Raw genomic sequence first — 20115 nt, forward strand, 5'->3', positions numbered from 1 at the left:
GTCCGAAGCCAATTCATCTCCCACCTACTCACTGGGCTGCGACCCTTCACGTTCCTTGAGGAAGGAGTCTTCTTGGCTAAAATGATAAAAAATCTTTCCCTTTCCTCTTTGTTATTAGTGTTGACACATAAAAAGAGGTCCAAACACAAAAATAGGCTGTGGAGAAGACTTTCTCCACAGCCTGAGAAAACACTTCTCTTAAGATAGAGAAGTGTTTTTCCTTCATTATTGATTAGAGCTAGATGATTGTGATTTTTTTGCAGCTGATTGTGCATTTTGTTTTTTCACTGCATGCACATCCGTTTCAGTTGCAAATTCTGTACCATAACTAGCATTTGCACTTTGTGCACCTGAAGCTTGTGCTTTCTTTGCCTCTGCTTGTGCATTTGCTTGTTTTACTGCTTGTACATTTGTTTCAGTTGCGAATTCTGTACCATAACTAGCGTTTGCACTTTGTGCACTTGAAGCTTGTGCTTTCTTTGCCTCTGCTTGTGCATTTGCTTGTTTTACTGCTTGTACATTTGTTTCAGTTGCGAATTCTGTACCATAGCTAGCATTTGTGCTTTGGATGCTAGCGCCAGAAGTTGCCTTATTGTAACCTTGTTGTTTTTTGTTCATCTTTCTCACCTCCACAACCAATAATATAACCAATCCATTTAATAGCTATCCTTAATTTTATTTTTAAACTTCCGTATATTATTTCAGTATTCATTCAAACTACATATTATGGAGATGAAAGTATGTATATAGGACGAGATATGACTAAACTAACCATGCTTGTGAGAAATAAAGGGAAAGAGAACTCTCTGAATCATCTTTTTCACTTAACTTAGTGTCCAGTTTAGTGTACCATCTCCAATTGCTGCGTAATTTTTCTGTCTAACTTTGCGGGTTCAGTTCATTATATTTTCTACTTTGTCTTTATATACAACATACTCTTTCCCATCTACTACTGCTACCACCGCTAATTCATCTTTTGGATTGAATGAAAGCCAGTCAGCCCACATGTTTGTATTTGGCCCTCCGCCCCACATATTATGAACAGTGTTTTTAGTTAAATTCATAACTTTATAAGACGCATTTGGTGCATTTGATCCAGTCTTTATTTCAAATGTATATGCGTTATGAATTTTTTTATAAAAGTAGAAAACGTTTGATGGACGAAGCTGATTCATAAAATCCTGTTCTTTTTTCTCTGCAATTTTTATCCCTTCTTGTAATGTGACAACATCTGTTCGTAATGTTTTCCAACTGTCTTTCGCTGCATTCAAGTTAGGGATTAAGAATTTATATCTATTTTGATCAACTTTTTGATCCGCTTTATCAATATGTCCCAGTACGCCCGCATATCGAGAGTCTAAATCATCCCATTGCGTGGACATATAAGTAAGAGCAGTAATAGCATTATCAATCGCACTATGCATATCACTAATATTATGAAATGCAACTCCTACTACACGATTTAATGTTATTTTATAATCTACATTCTGACGTAATTTTGCTAATTCCGGCTCTAACCAGCCTAACTTACCTCTTGCATCACCTATCATTATCCCACCAGCAATCAATGTGGGAAGAAAGGGGATTTTCACCATGTCCAATCCCTTAGATTCTATATCTTTCTGATAGTTTACTTGCCCTAAAAGGTCCTCTAGACGCTTTTGATCATCCTCAACCGCAGCTCCTTGGCTTTTTAAAATAGACTGCAAGGTCTCTTTATGGCTTCCAAATACTCTAACATCTTCTCCAATAGCATTTTTAAATTTTGTTAATTCTTCTATTAATACTTTTGCAGACTTTTGATTTTGTTGAATTTCCCCCCGTAAATCTGTAATCCCTTTTTTTAAAGTATCTCCATTCCCAGTATTGATTGCCTCTACTAATGTTTCATAATGATTTTCAAATTTTGTATCGTATTCAATAATACCTGTCAATGTATCTAAAAGCTGTTTTTTTACTTTCGTATTCCATGAAACTGCATGTTCTCTTGCATTCTTTTGATCTTGTACAATTTTACTAGGTAAATCTGCATACCCATTAATAGTAATTCCTTCAAAACTCACATCTGGATTATTAATTAGCAAATAAGAATATTCATTCATAGATTTTACAAATAACCCAGCATCTTGCACAGTTTTTTTCATCTGTTCTTCATTTGCTGAAAGAGACATATCTCCATTGTTAGTTTGTTCAATTTCACTTGCAAAGGCTGCTACTGGTGTGACTGCATAAGTAGTTGTCATAGTTAAAAACGCTGATACAGCGAGTATTTTATACGGAATTTTTTTCATCATTTCATATTCCTCCAATATAGGATTTGATTTCAAGTTCTATCCTTCTTTAAAAACGATGTCTTTCGAAATGGGTTATACATCTTTTATAAGTATCATCCTTACATTCTTTAGCAGCCTTTAAATCATCAAGTATTAAAAAGAATCTATGTTGTTGCATAGAGTCGATATTATCAAGCAAATCTTTATAATCTGTCCCATATTAATCGGTTCTGTTGCAAAGTTTTAAAAAACAAGTAAAACTGCATGGTTATCTTTTTATTTGAATGAAAATTATATATAAGTGAAAGGCGAAGTCTTTAATGAGACTCCGCCTTTCTGGTATATAAGGATTTATTAATTGTTGCCTTACTGTTTAATAATGTAATCATAGACTCTCTATGTTTTGGGCCACTATGCAACAGAATTAATATTTCCCTATTTTTGTGGCGTAACAGATTCCACTTTTAATTCTTTTATCCCTTCTTTTAATGTGACCGCATCTGTTCGTAATGTTTTCCAACTGTCTTTAGCTGCATTCAAGTTAGGTTTTAAGAATTTATATTTATTTTGATCTGCTTTTTGTGATGCAGTCTCAATATGTCCCAGTACTCCTGAATATTGAGAATCTAAATCATGCCATTGGGTAGACATATAAGTAAGTGCAGTAATAGCATCATCAAGCGCCTTATGCATTTCACTAATATTATTGTAAGCAACTCCAACTACACGATTTAATGTTACTTTATAATCTACGGTCTGACGTAATTGTGCTAATAAAGGCTCTAACTTACCTAAATTATCTCTTGCTACACCCACTATGATACCGCCGATTATTGGTAGACCTAAAATGGCACCCTTCATTACATTAAACCCATCAGATTCTAATTGTTTATAATAGTTTACTGATCCTAAAACTTCATCTAGACGTTTTTGATCAGCCTCAACATCTACACCTTGGTTTTTTAAAATCGACTGCAAGAGATCTTTATTACTTCCAAATGCTCTAACATCTTGTCCAATAGAATCTCTTAATTTAGTTAATTCTTCTATTAATTGTTGTGCATACTTTTGATTTTGTTGAATTTCACCTCGTAAATCTGTAATCCCTTCTTTTAAAGTATCTCCATCTCCTGTATTAATCGCATCTACCATTGTGTCATAATAATTGTCAAAAGTTGTATCGTATTCAATAATACCCGTCAATGTATCTAAAAGCTGTTTTTTCACCTTCGTATCCCATGTAACAGCATGTGCCCTTGCATTCTTTTGATCTTGTACAATTCTACCAGGTAAATCCACATATCCATTAATAGTAATTCCTTCAAAGTTCACATCTGGATTTTTAATTAACATATAAGAATAGGCATTCATAGATTTTGCAAATAATCCGGCCTTTTGCAAGGTTTCTTTCATCCTCGCTTCATTTGCTGAAAGTGCTGTATCTCCATTATTAGTTTGTTCAATTTCACTTGCATAAGTTGCTACTGGTGAGACTACAGAAGTTGCTGTCATAGTTAAAAGAGCCGATGCAACGATTAGTTTGTACGGGATATTTTTCATCATTTTATATTCCTCCAATATAGGTTATGATTTTTAATTTCTAATCTTGTTTAAAAGCAATATCTTTCGAAATGAATTCTGCATCTTTATGAATATCATTCCAACTTTGTTTAGCAGCCTTTAAATCATCAGGTATCAACGAGAGTTTATGCTCTTGCATTTGGTCGATATTATCATACAAATCTGTATAATTAGCCCCCATTTTATTCCATTGTTGTTGAATATTCGTTAGAGACAGTATCGCTTGATCCACTGTCTGATACAGATATGCTAAAGTGTCTTTCGCGTTAGTAAGCGAAATAACAGCTTGGCTAGCAAGATCAGCTTTTGTACTTAATTGTCCAATTTTGTTAGAAATTTCGTTATAGGAGTCCATATGCTTAGATGCCGTGACACCAGCTGCTGTTCCTAAACCAATTCCAGCTGCACCAAGAGCTGTAAGGCCACCAACAACAGCAGGTGTTGCTGTACCGCCAGTCACAACAATTACTACAGCTCCTGCAATAGCTCCAATAACTAAAATGGCTGCTCCTAATCCACCGCCAATTGACCATGCTAATACATTGTCAAAATGTTCTTTCTGAGTAGAATGCAGCTTCTCAATTTCAGCTTGAAGTTGTGGAATTAGCGCTTGTTGCCCCGCTAATAGTGCCGTTAATCCACCTTTTCCATCTGGGCCGCCTACATTATTTTTAAAATCTGTAGAATTTGTATATAGTTTTGTTTTGAAGTCCTGTAACATCTTAATTACTTCTGTAACCTCTTTTGAATTTGTATTAATTGTAGTGATTAAATCATTTATACCCTCTTTTAAGCCTGCCTTATCTTTCTTTTGTGCAGTATCTACTAATGTGTCATAATAATTTTGAAATTGTTCATCGTAATTTACAATATTACGTGCTGTTTTTTGAATCTTTGGTTTCGCTGTATCTAGCCAATAATTCGCATTGATTCGCGACAGTTCCTGATTAAGGTGAATGTTTTTGATTAATTCTCCTCCTTCTGAACCTAAATCAATATTGGACAGATTTACATTTGGTTGTTTAATCATTGTTTTTGCGTATAAATCCATTACAAGAATATGAGATCCTGTTTCAGCCAATGCTTTCTTCAGTCCTTCAGGCCCTAATGCATAATTCCCTACTTTTTGTTCTTGACCAGTCGTTTCTTGTGCAAATGCATGAATAGTGTTACCGGTAGTAGCAGTTATAACCGTTGCCAGAGTAGCTAAAGTCAACACTTTAAATGGAAATTTTTTCATAACTATTCTCCTTCTCATTCTTTCGCTAGATTCTTATAATCTTTTTAGATTTTTAAAAACATAATATTAAAATTTATAGACCTGCTCTTCAAGGTAACTTATTACATTTTTTAATTGTCTTAATGTATCTTTTTGAGACTGCTGGTTAGTTGTATCAACATTAGTAGATAATTTTGTAATGCTATTTTTTATTACACCCAAATCTTCCTTATAGCGCTTTAGTAGGTCAAGTTCTACATCTACTTGATTTGCAAATGTATGTAAATCATTTTGCATAATAAGAAGCATTGATTTTTGTAAATCTGCTATTTTTAGGTTCTTAGTTAAATCATAAAATTTTTGGTTTTGTGTCTCTAAATCTGCTAAATGTGTTCGCTGTTCTGCTGTTAGTTTATTTACTTCAGCGAAAGCACTATATGTTTTTTTAATTTTTTCAGGATCAATTACTTTCGTAAGGTCATACTCTTTTGTTTTTGTAACTGCAGCTGCAGCTATTTCAGCTTGTTTGCTTTTCTCAATTGCTTCACGGGCTTCTTTTTTGGCCGCTTCAATCTCTAGAGCAGATTTACCCTTTTCTTTCGCTTCTTGTTCTGCTTTTTTCTCTGCTTCTAAAATAGAGTTGTTAATTTCTTTTCCTTTGTTATACGCTGCTACCGCTGTTTGAGCAGCCGGTTCAATGATATCTTTTGAAAGGTTATAGACTTCTTTGAATATAACAAATCCTTGTTCGTTTAAAGCTCCTGGTAATAATGCTATTTGTTGTAAATCATTTTGAATTGATTTTTGGGTATTTTGTAATTCATTTTTTAGCTGATCTATTTTCCCTGTTCCATCTGAACTTAGTACACCCTGTGCTTTTGTTACATCCATATCGAGATCTTGAAGTTTTTTATCCAGCTGTAATTTAAGATCTGTTAATTCATTAATCTGTCTTTGTACGTTTTCTTGGTTCGTCATAGTCATATCTTGAAGAACTTCAAGTCTATCCACAAAGCCTTCTTTATCTTCTTTATTGTCTACAAACGCTTTTAATGTTGGATAATAGCTATTAAATTTAGTTACAAACCCTTTACTTTTTGAATTTACTAGAATTAAATTTGGATAAAGTTCTGATGACCATTCCTTCATATCTTGCTTGATTAGGGATTGATTTGTATTTAAAGCTGGGACTTCTGCTAGCTGTACATTAGGGCTCATTAAACCTTGATCAATATATGTTTGGATTAATTTAGATTGTGCACCTAATTTTCGTAATGATGAGGATATATCCATGCTTTCCTGTTGAGTTTCTGCATGAACGATTGGTGTTGCAAGAGTATTGATAGGAATAGTCGCCCCAGTTACAATTGATGTTATAAAAAGTCCTGTAATTATTTTATTTTTCATTCCGTACACCCCTTTACTATTGTCTATTTAGAATCTTATACATACATCTTGAATGACCTAACGCTAGGCTCTTTTTTTCACATGCTCGAGGAAGGAGAAATCTTTCAGATAGAGTGTTAAACCTCGTTATTATTTACTTCTCATAGAATGTAAGGAAATTACTTACTATTCATTTGAATATTAAGTTTTCTGAAAGTAAACAATAAAATTTCATCACCTATATTTGAATTAACTGCCCAATGAATAGTATAATATTTATTTTTCTCTTGAGTTGCTGTTTGACTTACAAGAACCCAGATAGATAAACCCATTGCTCTTACAGCTATCCCTGCCATGACTTTTTTAAATAATATAATAATTTCATAATATCTCGCCTAATTTTGTCGACAAGGCCCTACAAGATTACAAAAGATGAAATTATACTGTACATTTCTTATACTTTTATTGCGGAATAAAATCACTTTTGCTATGTAGAAACTTAAAACACTTTTTTTCAAATGTGATACTTCTGAGATTCTAGACCTTTTTAAAAATAACTGAATATTAAGTTGATTAACTTCGACATAATGTTACTTGTAACTTTACTACACATTTATTAGTGCAATCTTCTCCCCCCTTGAGTGGTCATACCAATTGCACCTTTATTAAAACATTAAATTTTTAATACGTAAATAGTAGAATTTTGTCGATTATATTCAATAATTTAACTATTAAGTATTAATGCAAACGAAAATATTATACTTATAAAATGATTTTTTAATATATTTTAAGTAATTATAGCAGTTACAACTTGATATACTTAGTTAAAAAGGCATCATTTTAACATATGAAAAATAGCTAATATAATTTTAGTTTTGTTTAATATAATTTAATCACACTCTGCATATCGATCCCCTTTATTTACATATGCATAATTACATATTTCTCTATAACAAAAAGCAACAAATAAACAACAAACAAAAGATAAATAAACAACAAATAAAAGACAAATAAGCAATAAATAACAATATTCCTAAAAAACATGTCGTTATTTATTATTTTTCGTTATAAGATGTATAACGTAATATAGAGAAATAAATTATCCGAAAGAATTCTCCTTCCTCTTACCCCTAGCTTCGCTTCACCCCAGCCACTACGCTCACATCCAAAAACAAATATATCTGCCTTATAAAAATATTGTCTATACATGAAGCGGATAAGCTTCATGTATAGGCAATATTACATATTAATACTTTAGGAAGTTATAAAATAAAGAGGTGACTTTTAAATGTATAATGAGTCAATATGTTATCCTTATATAAATTATGATCAATACTTCGATCGTCAATTCCCTGGTCTTCAAATTCCTGGTTTACCAGGGACATCAGGTTTTCCAGGTGGACCAGGTTTTCCAGGTGGACCAGGTTTTCCGGGTGGACCAGGTTTTCCGGGTGGACCAGGTTTTCCGGGTGGACCAGGTTTTCCAGGAGAACAAAGTTCACAAGCCCCAACATCTCCTCCCCCATCATTTATTCCTCAGCAATCAACAGCTTCACCATTTGCTGTTGATCCAGGAGCAATTTCATTCTGTTTATTTCGAAACACCTATATATGGCTTACAAATGGTGAACAGTTTTGGTATTATCCGATTTTTGTAGGACCAAGATCTGTTACTGGTTTCAGATGGAACGGTAGGTTTTGGATGATTTTTGGAATTGATACAAGAAGGATTAGTTCATTTACATGTTTTTAAAAATTATAGAGTAGCGATAAAGGTTTAATTATATAAACAAAAGAGGTATTAGAATGACAAACTTTCAATCATTTGAGGGTACAATAACTATGATTAACGATTTTGTAACAGGATCAAATGAAGAAATAGGATGTAATAAGTTAATATCCGTAAATAATGGTTATGGAACTCTAATAAATTTTGTAGTGAAACCAAATACTTATTTTATTGACTACGCAACAGTAGTAATAGGAGATAAAATAAGTGGATTTTACGATGCTAACGCTCCTGTTCCTCTCATTTTCCCACCACAATTTCAAGCAATTGTTATGGCTAAGAATACACCGCATCAAAATGTAAAAGTAGACTATTTTAATGAACAGTTGGAGAGTAGTGATGGAAAATTAAAATTAAATATTTCTCCTTCTACTCAAATTTTATTAACAAACGGTCAATTTTTTACAGGGAATCTTGTGAATCGAAATTTAATAGCTATTTATGGTCTTACAACAATGAGTATACCAGCTCAAACTACACCATATAAAATCATTGTTTTGTGTTAAAAGGGATACAGACCGATGCTCATCAAGCTAACAAAAAGAAACACCCCAGTAGTAAAGATGAGATTTCACTTTAGAAATTGTCTTAGCGTATAAAATTCGGACTTATCTTAATCTCAATGTGAGAACTATTGGATTATCAATGGTTCTCACATTGTTTACATGTATTCAACGAAAATTTGGTTTCTTCTTCAGATTCAAGCGTATAAACACGCTTTTACCTATTAAAAAGTCGATTATCAACGTAAGCCCCTTCGGTTCAATATAATTCATAAGGTGTTCCGATGTATCCGGTTCTGGTGCAAAAAGGTGATAAATAAAAAAGGTTTTTGTTGCGAAGTTTCTTAAGAGATAAACATTTAGACAGTACATTTACAGCAGATTCTATTATTTTTTCTTCATCATTTTCATTTGAATTCAGTAGGAAACCTATTGTCCCTAACAGCATTTCCTAATCCTCCTCAATTACAATTTGAATCATTTAAGTTTTCTCCTTATCGGGCATCTACTACTTAAACAAAGACTCCCCTTAAATCAAGGATTATTAAGGGGAGTCAGCCATAAATGATGAAGTTATAGTTCGGATTTCACTTGAATAGAAACATTGTTTTCCGCTAAATATTTAACGTCTTTAAAGCTAACAAAATTGTTGTTTTGCTCATCCCATAGACGGAAGCGGATTGACCGCAGGCTTGTAGCAAGAGTAATCGTTGGTACATTTTTTAAAGGAAGCGTATTATTGTGTGCCTCTTCTAGTTTATAGTTAGGTACTCTTGGACTTAAATGGTGAACATGATGAAATCCAATATTACCAGTAAGAAATTGCAAGAGTTTTGGAAGTTTATAAAAAGAACTTCCTTCCACTGCTGCTTTCACATATTCCCACTCTTTATCTTCTTCAAAATAAGAATCCTCAAATGTGTGCTGTACGTAAAACAGCCAAATACCTACTGAACCTGATATTAAGAATATGGAACCTTGTACTAAAAGAAACGATTGCCATCCGAGTGCCCAGCAGAGTAACCCTACTAAAGCAACGATTAAAACATTCGTCAAGTAGGTGTTCATGCGTTCCTTCTTTCTGGCACCTTTTCGGTTAAATCTATTTTTAAGCAGGAAAACATAAATCGGACCTAATCCAAACATAACCAATGGGTTACGATAAAAACGATATGCTAAACGGTGTCTAAGTGGCGCTGCCAAATATTCATTCACTGTAAGGGTCCAAATATCTCCTGTACCTCGCTTATCCAAATTACCACTTGTAGCGTGATGAATGGAATGCTCATGCCCCCATTGATCAAACGGGAATAAAGTTAAAACACCCATAAATGTCCCAACTATTCTATTTACACGACGACTTTTAAAAAAAGAATGATGGGTACAATCATGAAAAATAATGAAAATCCGTGTCAAAAACCCAGCGGCTATCACAGATGGAACTAATGTTAACCAATAAGAAACGGACAGGCTTTTATAAGCAAGGTACCATAATATAATAAATGGCACTATTGTGTTGATGATTTGCCAAATACTTTTTTTCGTCGTTGATTTTTCAAAAGGAGCAACTTGTTTTTTCAGGTTTTTAGTATTTTGTAAGGTCATTTTTTCTAATTCCTTTCCTTTATGTTGCTAATTCATATTATAACAGAATAGATTCGATATTGTTAGTAGTAGGTATTATGTGTAGGGAATAAAAATATCATATACAATCAAAAGGTTCTGGTGCAAAGTTTTCTAAATGGAACTACACTCTAAAAAAAAAGGAACGAGGAGAATCACAAATGCGATATTTTAAAGAGAAACAGTTCAAACGAGATATTATTGGTTCTGGTGCAAAGATTGCATTTATTTGAAAGAGGTATATAGATTCCTAATGGAATCTATCCTTATGCAGCCATTCCGAATAGTTGATGAATAAACTTCATTTCATTTTGGACAGACTTGTCCCATAAAATAAGTTGGCCTTTTTTAATGATATGCATCGCTTCTATTCCTGAAAGAATAGATTTAGCTGTACGAAAAGATTTCAATCCTAACATTGAACGAACTCTCTTTTTAATAAAACGATGATCTTGCTCTACAATGTTATTAAGGTATTTTACCTGCCTTATTTGGATGCCTACAGGCATCTTTTTCTCTGTCTTCAACTCTTCAATCGCTATAGGATAGGCCGGATTTTTGTCTACTGTAATCACACGGGGCTTTGAAACATGAAAAGACCGCAAAGCTTTCTTGAAAAAACGCTTTGCAGCTCTATGATCTCTTGTTTTGCTTAAATGCAAATCAATTGTATTTCCTTTTGAATCAACAGCACGATATAGGTACATCCATTGACCTTTGACTTTCACATACGTCTCATCGACTCGCCAAGAATCGTTGGTTGACTTAAGATGACGTCGTACTTGATTATCTTATTCGGGACCATATTGATGAACCCATCGCATGATAGTTGTATGAGCAAGGCATAGCCTGCGTTCTTCCATCACTTCGACTAAATCACGAAAACTGAGGTTGTATCGTAGGTACCATCTCACGGTTAATAAAATAATATCCGGTTGATAATGTTTCCACTTGAATAGATTTTGCTTTTCCATACCAATCACATCCTTTTTTAGAGTACTAGTATCAATATGTCCAAGTTTAGGAGGTTACTTACAAGCGTTTTGGAGTGTTTGCACCAGAACCGGTTAAGCCTACCGACATTCATCTCCCACCTAAAATGAGTGTTTCACACCTTCACATTTTTTAGGAAGAAGTCTTTTGTCGGAAAACAGATAAATAGTTTATTAAAAATAGTTATTGCAAACAAAAAAGTATTCTAGTAGAATATGTTTTATTATTAATTAAATACATAACTAGAAAATATTTGTATAACCCCAAGAATATGGCTAGGGGGTCTCTACCGGGAACCTAAAACTCCTGACTACAAAAAGCATAATAACTGCTTTGTAGTCAGGAGTTTTTTGTTTATAAAAATACTCTAAACAGAAAGGAAACGATAAAATGAATTTTAAAGTTTTTATCTTAGCTTTAGCAACCGTTGCAGTAGGTCTTGTCGAACTTGTTGTCGGTGGTATTTTACCAGACATCGCCCAAGACTTTAATATTTCTTTAAGCTCTGCTGGGCAATTAATAACAATTTTTGCATTTATTTATGCAATAACTGGACCTATCTTACTGATTTTAACAAGTAGAATTGAAAGAAAGAAATTATATCTTTTCTCCCTCTATGTATTCTTAATTGGAAATGTACTTACTTATTTTAGCCCTACTTTTTCTTTCATGATGTTATCAAGGGTAATAACTGCTATGAGTACAGCTTTAGTTGTAGTACTTTCACTTACTATTGCAGTAAAAATTGTTACACCTTCTCATCAAGCAAAAGCTTTAGGACTAATCTATATGGGGATTAGCTCATCACTTGTTTTAGGTGTACCATTAGGAATATTAATTTCTAACGTTTTTGGCTGGAGAATTATATTTTTATGTATTACAGTTCTATCTGTCGGTTCAATCATTTTAATCTCAATATTTTTAGAAAAAATTCCAGGTGAAGAAAATAAAATTCCACTACTTGTTCAATTAAAAGCCGTATGTAGCCTAAAATTAGGATCTGCACATTTAGCAACATTGTTTATGCTAGCTGGACATTACACCTTATATGCTTATTTCACCCCTTTTTTAGAAACAAATTTCCAGATGAATCCTTACTGGATTAGTATATGCTATTTGATTTTCGGGTTAGCTGCGGTAAGTGGAGGAGCCATCAGTGGTGTCGTATCAGACAAAATAGGCGCTCCTAAAAGCATTATTATAATAATTACAATGTTTGCTTTAACACTTTTCTTATTGCCTTTTACAACAGTTTCTCTTATTGTATTTATTCCGGTAATGATAATTTGGGCAGCACTAAGTTGGGGAATAGCACCACCACAGCAAAGCTATTTAATTCAAAGCGCTCCAAAAACCTCAGATATTCAACAAAGTTTTAATAATTCAGCTCTCCAAATTGGAATCGCTCTAGGGTCTGCAGTGGGTGGTTTTAGCTTAAATCAAGTACAAAACATATCCCAAATGGCTTGGGTTGGTAGCAGTATTATTGTCCTCTCTCTGATTTGTGCTATTTTTTCTTTAACTAGATTGCATTCTGAAAGAGAAATTAATAATACACAGGTTTAATAGCCTATTTCCACCAAAATAACACTATTTTAATATTACTGATGATATGCTGGTTATATATAATGGATCATTATTAAAAAATAAAAGTTTTATCCATTCATAGCTGTCCGTGGGAATATAGAAACAAAATTTTATTAGAGGATTTAGATATATCTATGCAAAATTACATAATTATTACTTTAATATTTATGTATAATAATAATAGAGAACTGCTCAACATTTTTCTTTAAAGTCAGATTTTCAATCCCTAACTACCTAATGAACTCAAGTAAAGTATCTTAAAAGATAAAAAAGACGCTAAAAAAGCGTCTTTTTTATAAGGACTTTTACTACTTTTTCACTTCCGTACATTAAATGAAAACATAAGTCCTTTTATCGTATTGAATATATATTTTGTATTTTACTTTAGAAAATAGGATGCAATTATATAGAGTCTATTGGATAGGGCCTAATAACTTAATAATTTCTTCAGCTTTTGGATTTTTAATGCTGTAGTAAATCTCTAGACCTTGTCGATCTCCTTTTAAAACTTTCCCTCTCATTTTAGATAAATGCTGGGATACAGTTGATTGTGGGAGTTTTAAGATTTGGGTTATTTGTGTTACATTTAATGTTTTATGTTTATAAAGTTCATTAATTAGTTTTAAACGCATAGGATGTGCCATTAATTTTAAAAGTTCAGCATCTTCCTCTAAATTCATGTACTCCATTTCATGATCTACAAATATCGTCATAGTAATTCCTCTCCTTTTACTATTTGTTTTACTGTAAATCTTTAAATTACATAATATCCTTATGTTTAGATATTAATTATATAATTCCTTAAGTGAATTATATAATTTGAATATGTGCTATTCATGGAATTGATATGTGTTTAATATGAAGTTTTCAGAAGCGTTTACCAGAATGTAATTATATTTTTGATTTAAGAACTATATATGATAAAATATACCTCTAAATGAACAGAATAAAACAAAGAAGCTGACTTATTTTCAAGTTTGCTTCTTTGTCTCCATATCTAGTTTACTTCTGAACATATATTGAAACAGATCCCCCATTTACATGGAACTGCCCCCATCCATCTTTATTAATCGTTACGGTATTTATTTGATTGCCCGTAATATCGTACCATATTTCCCCTGCGTTGTTCCTTCCAACATTCATCCATTTTGATCCTCCTGATCCATCAGAGATTAATGTTGCTAAACCAGAATTAGCATGTATACTGTCCCCTTCTCTTGTCCAGCCAATCACATCTGGATGGTCTAAATAATCATGTTGCGTACCATATGCAAAGTTTTTTCGTGCCATCAGAATTGGATCAATTTTATCCTTTAACGTTGGAATTTCATGACTACTATTTCCATTTGTACCATAGTAATCTCCATAAAAAACAGAAGGATATCCCTCTGCACGTGTTAAAATAAATGCATAGGCCAACGGCTTAAACCAAGGACTCACAACAGATTCCAATGACTGGCCAGGCTGAGAATCATGATTCTCAACGAGAGTAACAGATAGTGTAGGATGACTTTCTACTACCGTACCCTTTAAAATGTTCCTCATATCATAATTTCCATTTCCTGTTGAAGCATAATGAAAATTATAATGAAGGGGCGCATCGAACACAGATTGATTATAATTTACTTTCCCTAAATAATTGTTTAAAGCACGAATATCATTTTGCCAATATTCAGCTACTGTAAACATTTCCTTCCCCGTTTGCTTTCTAACATGATTTACCCAATCGCGGAGATATTCATGGTCAATATGTTTAACTGCGTCTAAACGAAAGCCATCTAAATTTAATTCGTCCGCATACCAGGTTCCCCAATTTTTCATTTCATTTGCAACATCAGGATGATCGAAATCAAGATCTGCATACATTAAATAATCATAGTTGCCATTCTCACTAGACACTTCCCAGTCCCAAGCTTTACCTATGCCCCTAAATTTATAAATTCTATTTAATTTCCTTCCTTCATCCCAATCCGTTCCATCAAAATGATACCATCTCCATTTAAAATTAGAATATGAATCCCCGCGTCCTGGAAAATCAAATCCCGTCCACGCATTTATTTGATAATCACCCGATGTTTCAATATTTCGATTATTACGGTCTACCTCAACGGCTGTTACAACCTCAGTATAATCTGCCCCACCTTTATGGTTCATAACAATATCACCGTATACATCGATATTTTGATTATGTAAAGCCTCAATTGCAGATTTCAATTGTGCTTTTGTCCCATATTTTGTCCGTACCGTTCCTTTTTGATTGAATTCTCCCAAATCATATACATCATACACTCCATACCCTACATCATTTTGTGAAGTTCCTTTATATGCGGGTGGTATCCATACAGATGTAATTCCTTTATGAGCTAAATTTTCAGCATCAGTACGCAAACGATTCCAATGTTCCCCATCATTTGGCACGTACCACTCGAAATACTGCATTAAAGTTCCATTGTTCACTGTAGCTGCATTTGCTTTATTTTCTCCATATATATTAGGGGAAAATAAAGCAAATAACAAACATACTGCTATTACTCTTTTCAATAAGTTCACACCCTTCAATATTTACGAAAACGGTTTCATTATCCGTCAAAATTATTATACCCGTTCTAATTTTAGTAATCTAGCATACTTTTAATTTTTCGCACTATTCTTTTTGAATTGATTCAGTCCACTTTCCTTAAAGAAATTATATTTATCTAAAATACCTAAAAATGTTTTCGAAAATTAATACCTAAAATAAAAAACCAGGATAACTTCCTAAAATCATATTGATTTTTCTTTATTAAACATATCTTCATTATTTTTAATTAATAGAGATTGGATCTAACACGTCTACTTGACTCCCCATTGTTTTTGTAAGTTTTTCCATTCAGTTTCTGCTCACACAACTTTCACATCATCCTGAGATTATACGTATGATATACCAAAAATACCAACAAATAATTATGTAAAAAACACATAATTATTTGTTGGTATTAACGTCATAAATTCTATATCAACATATCAGCGAAAGTGGATCCTACATTATTTTTACGCTTCATATGCTTCTCTAAATAGATCTTTGTTGTTTGAATATTTTCATGGCCAAGTGTTTGCATTAAATGATATAAATCTGCATTTCCTTGCTCTACTGCCATAATTGCAAAGGCATGTCGAAATGTATGTGCGGTTACTGGATTTTCACGGTATTGTAAGAACTCTAAGTTTGTCTTTTTTATCATATCTGTTACCTGATTAGATAGTGTTTTAGAGTTATAAGCATTTCCTCTTTGATTTATAAATAACGGACTCTCATCCCCTTTTTCCAATACCGTTTGGAAACCTCTTCTTCTCCTCATTTCACAAATACATTGATATAAATGTTCTGAAACGAAAAGTTCACGTACCTTGTCCCCTTTTCCTCTAACTTTTAACCAATACTTCCCGTCATAGTGTAAATCTTTTACACTTGCAGTACACAACTCCTGAATACGTGCACCAGTACTAGCCAATGCAAGTATTATTGTATAGTTTACTAAATGTCCTCTCTCTTTATAAAATCCTAATATTTTCATAACTTCCTCATAGGATAAATCACGATTTGGCCGATCTTGTTCATTTACATTTGCTCGCTGCAGTTCTTCATGAAGCGGTTTTTCGATATAGCCAAATGCATGAAGGTGTTTAAAAAAAGAACGAATTAATACTGTTTTCTTCGCGAGTGTTGCGACTGCATAGGTATTACCATTCCGACCATTTTGTACATTTTTCAACCAGAAATTAAATTTACGAATGTGCCAAGGCCGCAATGTTTTTAATAAGGAAGCATTTTGCTGTACCTCTTCCCCATTTACTTCAAACTCTTCTGCATGCTGCACCATACATTGGCAAAATGATAAGATTTCAGACACATAACCCTTTTTTGTATCCTTCTTTCTATTTTTTTTCTCATCCATATCTTTTGGCAAATGTACAAAATGATAAATCACTTCAAGATCGTTTAAAAAATCATATTTCCCCTTACCTTCTTTTTCTGCTGCCTCCATCTTTTGTTCCACATCATTCATATAACGATTATTATGCAGAAATGAACCTATACCTCTTATATCTTCTAAATATGTATCTATAAATTCCTGTTGATTGTTTGTAATAGGTAATAATTCTTTTTGATTTTTATCATCCATACTTCTACTACACCTCTTCTTGTATAGATTTTTAATCTTAATATATTTATTAAGTATACTATGATTTACATATCACTTACATCAATTATACAAATTAAAAATCACATTATTTCTGTAATAAGGTACCATTCTTCTCTATTTATTTATACTTATAATTTTTAATAATTTTTTATAAAATAGATGTACACATATTATATTTTCATTAAATATTATAAAACATTTAAGTATTAAACAAAGATAAAATTTTTTTCACATATAAATAACTTATAGAATGACTTTAATATAAAATAATAATTTTCTATTTTTAAAAATAGAAATCTTATTTTATATATAATTAGGAATCTGATATGATATATACATAGTTTATAAATTAAGGAAAATAAATAAGGAGGTATACTTTCATGACACAAGATTTACTGTTTATTACAAAACCTACAGTAACAACAAAAGAAGCAGCGGATTTAATGGGAGTTACCGTTCAAACCATTTTAAAGAAAGAAAAAGAAGGATTAATAGAATGTGTATATAAAGATAATTGGAAGCAATTCGGTAGCAAAATATTCTATTTAGAAGATATTGAACGGTTAATGAATAAAGAGGAAGTAAAAGGATTAAGTACAAAAGAATCAGCAGAAATTCTAAACGTAGCACCTTCCACTATCTTTACATACATTAAGTCTGGAAAGTTACCAGCCACAATGGTAGAAAAGCGTGGTAAACAAGTATATGTCATTGATGAAGAAGAGCTAGAAATTTTTCAGCTTAATTATAAAAAAACAACAACAAAAGAACGAAAGACGTTTATTACGAAGATTCATGACACCGATATTTATCTATATCAATTAATAACACACCAACACACTGAAAAATCAGCTCGTATAATAGAGATAAATGGTATTGATGGAAAGATTATTACAGAGGATGAAGAAATCTTTCCTTTATCAAAATATAAAGAACTTGGCTATTCATTTAAACCTTTTAAAAAGCAAGCAGTCATAACGAAACGAGGTTATTTATCTTTTACATTTAAAAAGCCTCAATTATTTCATTCCATCTCTTACAATTTAATAAACTTATTTTATAAAGAACTCGGTGTTACAAATATGCGATTAACTACTATGCCTGATACCATCAAACTAGAAATTAAACCATTCGTTTTACAGGTGGATCCGTTGCAATTTCAAGAAGAGATTAAATACTTACATTCTCATATGAAATCCGGTTCGATACTTCCACATGTAGAAGGGATTTACTTTAAAAGTAATGTAGAGCCATTAACTTTTCATGCAGATCATGAATTTAAACAAAAAGTAGTTAAAATGGCTAATGATGCTGGTATGGGGCAGGAAGACTTTTTGTTACAAGCTGTAAAATCTTATATAACAAATTTAGAACAGCAATAAATATGTTATCAATTAGAAAAAGTGTAGAAATTAAACCTTTCTACGCTTTTTTAAATTGCTTAATTTAGTCTTGATTCTCCTTTATAAATTCATTATTACATAAATAATTTTCAACACTTCACCCTAAAAACATTACAGTTTGGGTAGAGCTGACGGTCCGAATCCATTTAAAAATATTTTACTTGCTTTTACAATTGTTTCGATAGGTATTCCTTTAATCATTTGAACCTTCCCTTGTTGTCCCACTTTATTTCGAGCATGAGCAAACCTTTCTGCGTCATCCATTAATGCTTTTTTTCTCAGTTCGTAGGCTTGTCGAAAAGAAACATCTTGACTCATCCGTTTCCACTTATCCATTGCTTTTTGTAAAATAGAATTTTGGTTCATAGTAATATCCTCCAACATTTGAGTTAAATACAAGAATGCTTTAGCTCAAACTGCAAATAATCTTTGTTTGAAATATTACCCAGATATAATGTCTGTTGGATTCCCGCTAAGTTTTTATTGTTGGTTTTCTAGTCAGGCTGTTTATAGATATGAAAAAACACCCCATTAGTTAAAAATATCCATTGGGTTGAAACAGTACACCTTTCACTCTCTTACTATATATTAAAATGAAAGTTGAATAAGATTAAACTGTCTATAATAGACTATATAAAATACAATAGTTTACCATAATTAATTTATAGTAAACTATTATATCGTTTTATATTTTTTCCATTAATTCACATATTTATTAAAATATCTTGTTCACTATTTTTAGGGTTCTGGTGCAAATACTTAGGAAAGATATAAAGAGGCGAAAAGTTTCCTAGTGGAATCTAGTCTTAAGCAGCCATTTCAAATAGTTGATAGATGAACTTCACTTGATTTTGGACAGGCTTGTCCAGTAAAACAAGTTGCCCTTTTTTTACCATATGCATAGCTTCTATTCCAGAAATAGTGTATGTAGCTGTGCCAAAGGATTTCAATCCTAACATCGAACAAACTCGCTTTTTAATAAACCGATGATCTTGTTCCACTATGTTATTGAGATATTTCACTTGCCTTAGTTGGATGCCTAATGGCATCTTTTTTTCTTTTCTCAATTCTTCAACTGCTATAGGATATGCTCGATTCTTATCGACTGTCACGACACGAGGCTCAGAAATATGAAAAGACTGCAAAGCTTTCTTGAAGAATCGCTTTGCAGCCTCGTGGTTTCTTGCTTTGCTTAGGTAAAAATCGATGGTATTTCCTTTCGAATCGACAGCACGATACAGGTACATCCATTGACTTTTTACTTTGATATATGTTTCATCGACTCTCCAAGAGTCGTTGGTTTGCTTGAGATGACGACGGATTCTTTTGTCTAATTCAGGACCATACTGATGAACCCAGCGCATAATTGTTGTATGAGAAACGGATAAGCCCCGTTCCTCCATCATTTCCACCAAATCACGAAAGCTTAAGTTGTACCGTAGGTACTATCTTACTGTTTGCAAAATAGTATCATGATGATAATGCTTCCACTTGAATAAATTTCGTTTTTCCATACTGATTACGCACCTTTTTTAGAGTAATAGTATCAGTATGTCCAAGATTTAGAGATTACT

13 protein-coding genes, 4 pseudogenes and 1 riboswitch are annotated in these 20115 nt (G+C 32.6%); of the genes and pseudogenes, 4 read left to right on the forward strand and 13 right to left on the reverse strand.

Annotation, left to right across the window (positions count from 1 at the left end):
* Positions 1-225 precede the first annotated feature (225 nt).
* The 5 genes from MR109_RS26010 to hblC all read right to left on the reverse strand — a co-directional run bounded on the left by MR109_RS26010 (position 226) and on the right by hblC (position 6480).
* Positions 226-618: a gamma-type small acid-soluble spore protein gene (locus MR109_RS26010; RefSeq protein WP_048371924.1), complete on the reverse strand. Its 393-nt coding sequence runs from the start codon at positions 616-618 to the stop codon at positions 226-228.
* Between the two features lie 275 nt (positions 619-893).
* Complete coding sequence (gene hblB, locus MR109_RS26015) at positions 894-2294, reverse strand: hemolysin BL regulatory component HblB (protein WP_242274412.1); 1401 nt, start codon at positions 2292-2294, stop codon at positions 894-896.
* A 414-nt stretch (positions 2295-2708) separates the two neighbouring features.
* On the reverse strand, positions 2709-3836 hold the full coding sequence (gene hblA / locus MR109_RS26020; RefSeq protein ID WP_048371928.1) for a hemolysin BL binding component B: 1128 nt from the start codon (positions 3834-3836) through the stop codon (positions 2709-2711).
* A 37-nt stretch (positions 3837-3873) separates the two neighbouring features.
* A complete protein-coding gene (gene hblD, locus MR109_RS26025) occupies positions 3874-5094 on the reverse strand; it encodes a hemolysin BL lytic component L1 (protein WP_025147143.1) in 1221 nt (406 codons plus the stop codon).
* 66 nt (positions 5095-5160) lie between these two features.
* Entirely contained in the window at positions 5161-6480 is a 1320-nt protein-coding gene (gene hblC / locus MR109_RS26030) for a hemolysin BL lytic component L2 (protein WP_098789872.1), read from the reverse strand.
* A 1267-nt stretch (positions 6481-7747) separates the two neighbouring features.
* On the opposite strand from hblC, the gene MR109_RS26035 reads away from it, so the two are divergent.
* Together MR109_RS26035 and MR109_RS26040 are read left to right on the forward strand one after the other, a co-directional pair.
* On the forward strand, positions 7748-8212 hold the full coding sequence (locus MR109_RS26035) for a collagen-like protein (RefSeq protein ID WP_242274413.1): 465 nt from the start codon (positions 7748-7750) through the stop codon (positions 8210-8212).
* A 53-nt stretch (positions 8213-8265) separates the two neighbouring features.
* Positions 8266-8754, forward strand: a complete 489-nt coding sequence (locus MR109_RS26040; RefSeq protein ID WP_242274414.1) for a hypothetical protein — start codon at positions 8266-8268, stop codon at positions 8752-8754.
* A gap of 570 nt (positions 8755-9324) precedes the next feature.
* Here MR109_RS26040 and desA read toward each other — a convergent pair.
* Positions 9325-10356: a Delta(5) desaturase DesA gene (desA, locus tag MR109_RS26045; protein ID WP_242274415.1), complete on the reverse strand. Its 1032-nt coding sequence runs from the start codon at positions 10354-10356 to the stop codon at positions 9325-9327.
* A gap of 284 nt (positions 10357-10640) precedes the next feature.
* Positions 10641-11348, reverse strand: a pseudogene (locus MR109_RS26050) (IS6 family transposase).
* Between the two features lie 252 nt (positions 11349-11600).
* Positions 11601-11700, forward strand: a riboswitch (purine riboswitch).
* Positions 11701-11757: 57 nt separating this feature from the next.
* Between MR109_RS26050 and MR109_RS26055 the strand changes: the two are divergent.
* Positions 11758-12933, forward strand: a complete 1176-nt coding sequence (locus tag MR109_RS26055; protein WP_048371940.1) for an MFS transporter — start codon at positions 11758-11760, stop codon at positions 12931-12933.
* Between the two features lie 434 nt (positions 12934-13367).
* On the opposite strand, the gene pagR is transcribed toward MR109_RS26055, so the two are convergent.
* The 4 genes and pseudogenes from pagR to MR109_RS26070 form a co-directional block, all read right to left on the reverse strand.
* Positions 13368-13667 carry a transcriptional repressor PagR gene (gene pagR, locus MR109_RS26060; protein WP_048371942.1) on the reverse strand — a complete coding sequence of 100 codons (300 nt, stop codon included), beginning with the start codon at positions 13665-13667 and terminating at the stop codon, positions 13368-13370.
* Positions 13668-13956: 289 nt separating this feature from the next.
* Positions 13957-15504, reverse strand: a complete 1548-nt coding sequence (amyS, locus tag MR109_RS26065) for an alpha-amylase (protein WP_374202583.1) — start codon at positions 15502-15504, stop codon at positions 13957-13959.
* Between the two features lie 253 nt (positions 15505-15757).
* Positions 15758-15834, reverse strand: a pseudogene (locus MR109_RS30580) (lipoprotein BA_5634 family protein); the annotation flags it as partial.
* A 110-nt stretch (positions 15835-15944) separates the two neighbouring features.
* A complete protein-coding gene (locus MR109_RS26070) occupies positions 15945-17117 on the reverse strand; it encodes a tyrosine-type recombinase/integrase (protein WP_242274417.1) in 1173 nt (390 codons plus the stop codon).
* 401 nt (positions 17118-17518) lie between these two features.
* Between MR109_RS26070 and MR109_RS26075 the strand changes: the two genes are divergently transcribed.
* Positions 17519-18520, forward strand: a complete 1002-nt coding sequence (locus MR109_RS26075) for a helix-turn-helix domain-containing protein (RefSeq protein WP_242274418.1) — start codon at positions 17519-17521, stop codon at positions 18518-18520.
* A gap of 132 nt (positions 18521-18652) precedes the next feature.
* On the opposite strand, the pseudogene MR109_RS26080 reads toward MR109_RS26075, so the two are convergent.
* Positions 18653-18937: pseudogene (locus tag MR109_RS26080) on the reverse strand (hypothetical protein); the annotation flags it as partial.
* A 410-nt stretch (positions 18938-19347) separates the two neighbouring features.
* A pseudogene (locus MR109_RS26085) lies at positions 19348-20055 on the reverse strand (IS6 family transposase).
* Positions 20056-20115: the final 60 nt, after the last annotated feature.

Origin of the sequence: Bacillus cereus group sp. BfR-BA-01310 (genome assembly GCF_022664325.1) — a bacterium.
Lineage (GTDB): Bacteria > Bacillota > Bacilli > Bacillales > Bacillaceae_G > Bacillus_A > Bacillus_A paramycoides.